Below are 4708 nucleotides of genomic sequence, written 5' to 3' on the forward strand. Positions count from 1 at the left end.
CCCCCTGCCTTCCGGGCCGGCGGCGGGCCGCACGCGTGTGCCCCGGGATCAGCGGCCGAGAGCCTTTCGAGGTGCGCGCACGTTCCTCCACCGCGTTGGTCATGGACGCGGGGGCCGCCCCCGTTTCCGGTCGGACCGGTTACGCAACCACGCCGGGAGCACATACCAGCAGCAGACGAACCACACCATGACCAGGCCCACGAGGATCTCCGCCAGCAGGCTGGAGAGCACGACGTGCAGAATCAGCAACAGCGTGGAACCCACGGTCAGCGCCAGCAGGACCATGCCGCACATCATCAGGCGGCCGGCGACCTCCACGACCTCGTCCTTCATCCGCTGCCCGGAGAGGAAACGGTGAATGGACACAGGGGCGATCAGAGCCCCGGTCGCACCGGCGGCCAGGATCACGGTCATGACGTAGACGGTTCGGTCGAAGGCGGCCAGGTTGGTGAAGCGAGCCGTGAACGCGACGCTCAGCAGAAAGCCGAAGAGAATCTGCACACCGGTCTGTGCGACGCGGGTCTCCTGAAGAATCTCGTTCCACTGGCGATTGACTCGTTCCCACGGCTCTTCCTCCGAGGCCATACCCTCGTCGCGCGACACATGTTCGGCGCCACCGCCGGATCTGTCGCTGGGCACCGACCCGTTACCGTCCGTCATCCCCACCCGTCCCCTCCTGCTTGGTCCCGGCCTCGGACGCTTTCACCATGTCGCTCATCTGATCGTTCTACACTCCCGGTTGCACGGGTCGACAGACTTGCGGCCTGTCCGGCCACCGCCTTCGCGAGCCGGGATCCCCTCAGTCACTGGCGGTGAGCTGAAGGGCAGACCCCTGTCGCGGTCGTTGCGGCTGCGGCTTCGCATCCGCCGGCACGTCGATGGAGTAGCCGCGCAGGTCCCGGGCGATGCGCCAGCCGCCGCACCCCAGCTGAAGCTGGAGGTCCCAGGTGCCCGGCGCCAGCGGTCGGCCGTTGTCGGCCGAGGAGGGGTCGACGGTGAACTCGGTCTCGAAGCGCAGGGCGCACAGGTCCGGCTTGCGGCGGGCACCCGGCAGACGGGACGTCAGCCATGCCGGCAGCCGCATCCAACGCGCCACCCTGGCCGTCAGTTCGGCTGCGCCGTTGCTGCCCCGCAGGGGCACCTCGACCACGTGGTGGCTGAGCGGCACGCTCAGCACGGTTCCCCCTCCGCTGTGGCGGAGCAGGCCGCGGACGTTGCTGCGCTGCACTGCCTTGGTGAAGTCGGCCGCCTCAGCGGCTTCCCGCACGGCGGCGACGCTCGGCGCCAGCCGGAGCAGATAGCGGCCCTGGGCGCGGGAGAAAGCGAGGGGTACGGCGGGCGAGACCTTCCCCCTCTTGCGTACCAGCCGGGTGCCGCACGAGACCGTGAGCCGTCCGTCCTTCCACTCGGCCGAGTGGACGAGAGGCTGCTGGCCGACTCCGGCTTCGAACTCCGCGTGTTCCTCCAGCAGTGCGCGCTCGCCGTGCCGGGCGAGAGCCGCGACGACCCGCAGCCGGGTGGGCAGTGCCGCGTCGGCCTTCGGAGGCATGTCGGCGGCCAAGGCACCGACGGCTTCGAACCATTCGGCCCTGCGGCGGTCGGGCTGCTCGAGGAAACGCTGACCGCTGATCCGGGCGAGCGCCTTCTTGCCGTACCAGTTCGCCGCCAGCCGGTAGCGGTGCCGACCGGGCGCGACGCACGTATCGGGCGCGTCGAGGATGGCGAGCACATCGCGGACGCTGTCGACGTACGGGCCCGGCTCGATCGTCTCGTAGCTGATGTTGTGCTCGTCGCCCCGATGCCGCACCCAGTGGTAGCAGGTGTAGTCGTGCACGGTGGCCACCCGGCCGGTGAGGAGATAGGCCCGCAGGGTGAACATATGGTCCTCGAGCCGCACTTCGCCTTCGGCGAAGCGCAGTCCGTTCTTCTGCAGGAAGCTGCGCCGGAAGAGCTTGTGCACGGTCATCGACGCCAGCAGCGCGACGTCCGACCGCAAGTCCGCTGCGGCGATGGGCTTCTCGAACAGAGCCCGCGGCGCGCGCCGTCCGTGTCCGGCCATCCGGCCTATGACGATGTCTGCTTCCGTTTCCCGTGCCCGCGTGTACGTGCGCTCCAGGGCCTCGGGTGCGAGCCAGTCGTCGTCATCGACGAAGTAGACGAACTCGCCTCGCGCGGCATCCATGCCGATGTTGCGCGGCTTGCCGGGCCAGCCGGAGTTCGCGATGCCTATCAGGCGAACCACCGATTCGGCTCCCTGGCCGGCGACTTCGGACTCCAGTATCGCGACGGTGTCGTCGGTGGAGCCGTCATCGACGTAGATGACCTCGAACTCCGAGCGCGGCAAGGTCTGGGCGAGGAAGGAGCGCAGTCCTGTCAGGACCGTCTCGCCGGTGTTGTGGGTGGGAACGACGACACTCACCTTGACCGGAGCCTGGCGATCCGTGGGCGACGTGGTACTCACTACAGCCTTTCGGGTAGATAACGACTCATTTATATGCCTACCCGCAAGCTACGAACCGGAGGTGAACGGCACACGACCAGTCGGAAGCGGCAGCGTGAAACGCCTCGCCCCTCCGCACACCACCCGGGTTCCACGCCCGCCGAGGAAGATGCGGTGGGGGATCTCACTCACAACGGCGGGAGCGTTCAGCGTTCCTGCCCGGTCATCAGGTTTCAGCCCCGTCAACTCGCCCTTGAACCTCGCACGTTCACCGAGGCGGTCACTGCCGGGATGCCGTCGGCGCCGCCACCGGTGACGTCGGCGCTGAGGCCGCGCGCGCCAGTACGCAGTCGAATTCGACGACCCGCCCTGTGGTCTCCTCACGCGTGACGGGGTACATGCCGGTGATCTCGAAGCCCGCGTCCTGGTAGGCGGTGAGGGCCTCGGTCATGTGCGGGCTCCCCTCGTACAGCTGCAGCGCTGCCACCTCTGACTGCATCCCGACGCACTCGTCGATCCGTTCGCCCGCGCCGGCGAAGACCTCCATGTCGAAGCCCTGGGTGTCCATCTTCAGGTAGGGCCGCGGGTCCGCGAGACCCTCCAGGGCCTCGTCCATGACCTCGTCCAGCCGCCGGACCCGCACCAGCGTGGTGCTGTCGTCGGCGAATCGCTTGTAGCGCTGCTGTCCGTACGCGCTCGGTTCGAGCAGCGAGTTCATGGTCTTCCATCCCAGATGCATGCTCTGGACCGATTCGCTGCGCCCCAGCGCGCAGGGGTAGACCAGCCAGTCGGGGTCTCCTTCGGCGGCCTTGCGCAGCCCGGCCAGGGCATCCGGAACCGGCTCGAAGGAGACGATCCTGCCTCGGTAGCCGGACTCACGCAGCTGTTTGCCGTACTGCCCCTTGTTGGCCCCGACGTCGAAGACGCAGTTCACCTCATAGTTGGTCAGGAAGCCGGCCACGTGCCGGGCACACAGTTTGCTCGCGGTCTTCTTGTGCAGGCCCCACCCGTCGGTGGGGGTGCTCGTCCGCTTGGTGCCGACCATCCACGCGTCCGCGCTCATCTTCTTCGCGGTGTAGCCACCGCGCCGGGAGACCACGGCCGTACCGGGTCCGAGGTCGAGTACCTGCACACCTATCCGCGGCAGTGCACGGAGCACGCTCCTGAACATAGTTGCCATATCGCGAGGCTAACTACGCGCCTTCGGCCCCTGTCAAACATGACGCCGGGACAGCTTCCAGTTGTCGGCTCGGTGAGGCGCTGGAGGGTCTCCACTCTGACGACTTGAGAGCCATTGGCGTCTTGTGTCCCATATCCGCAAGTAGGATCCCGTCGTCGCGGTCGTCGGCGGGCGCCGCGAGTGCGGGTACGCATTCGTTACGGATGTCCGTGATCTCGACACGCACGGTCGCGGTGGCCAGGGCCAGGGCGAGGGCCGTTTTCGCGGTGGAATTGCAGCAGGGCACCGGCTTGGTCCCGAAAGACTGTCAGGCTCTGGCCATCTCGAAGTGATCACAGAGCGCGCAATGCTGTTCCGCGCGTTCCTCTGTAGCGGCAAGATCCACTCCGGTAACCCTACGCCGCAACGGAGAAGTGAACTACATGCGAACCATGAGCAAACTCACGCTCGTTGGTGTCCTCAGCGCCAGCTTCGTCGGGCTGATGCCCGCAAACGCCCTGGCCCTCGAAGCGAGCTGCTTCGGCGCCGGAGTCTCGGATCCGGACGGCGTCAGCTGCGTGATCGCCCACGAGGACTCCGCCGGGAACCGCGTGGACCGGGTCTACTTCGATGCATACGGCGAAGTGCTGCACATCGCCGATTACGCTGCCAACGGCGAGGGTGTGGTTGCTTACGTCAACGGCATCCCTTACTACCTGACAACGGGCGCCAACACCGATCGCACTGTGAACCTCAACTACACGGAAGGTACCAGGCTCCCGATCACGTCCTGCCAGACCAACAACGGCAATGAGTACGACTGCCACACGGAGTACGCCACGGCCTGATCCAGGCCGCTGTATCCAGCACTGACATGGGCCAGTCGGCACCGGTGAGCACGAGCACGCCGGCACCGAGGGGACCGTGCGTTCCAAACGGAACCGTCAAGCACTCACCGCAGGTGAACGGCCCCTGACCAGGCAAGGCGGATTCTCGGGGTCCTCGCAACACCTGACGGCCTACGTGGTCGTCAGTAGATCACGCAGGCGCTCGGCTGGGGTTTTCCAGCCGAGCGTTTTGCGTGGTCGGCCGTTGAGTTGCTGGGCGAC

At 67.0% G+C, this 4708-nt stretch carries 4 protein-coding genes; 1 reads left to right on the forward strand and 3 read right to left on the reverse strand.

Annotation, left to right across the window (positions count from 1 at the left end):
* Positions 1–99: 99 nt before the first annotated feature.
* From ACRDP3_RS26620 to ACRDP3_RS26630, 3 genes are all read right to left on the reverse strand, one after another.
* Entirely contained in the window at positions 100–660 is a 561-nt protein-coding gene (locus tag ACRDP3_RS26620) for a DUF6328 family protein (RefSeq protein ID WP_431519558.1), read from the reverse strand.
* A gap of 139 nt (positions 661–799) precedes the next feature.
* A complete protein-coding gene (locus ACRDP3_RS26625) occupies positions 800–2419 on the reverse strand; it encodes a glycosyltransferase family 2 protein (RefSeq protein WP_431519559.1) in 1620 nt (539 codons plus the stop codon).
* Positions 2420–2720: 301 nt separating this feature from the next.
* On the reverse strand, positions 2721–3599 hold the full coding sequence (locus ACRDP3_RS26630) for an FkbM family methyltransferase (RefSeq protein WP_431519560.1): 879 nt from the start codon (positions 3597–3599) through the stop codon (positions 2721–2723).
* A 452-nt stretch (positions 3600–4051) separates the two neighbouring features.
* Here ACRDP3_RS26630 and ACRDP3_RS26635 point away from each other — a divergent pair, with 452 nt between their 5' ends.
* On the forward strand, positions 4052–4447 hold the full coding sequence (locus tag ACRDP3_RS26635; RefSeq protein WP_431519561.1) for a hypothetical protein: 396 nt from the start codon (positions 4052–4054) through the stop codon (positions 4445–4447).
* The last annotated feature ends 261 nt before the right edge of the window (positions 4448–4708 follow it).

This window comes from Streptomyces sp., assembly GCF_050698815.1.
GTDB lineage: Bacteria > Actinomycetota > Actinomycetes > Streptomycetales > Streptomycetaceae > Streptomyces.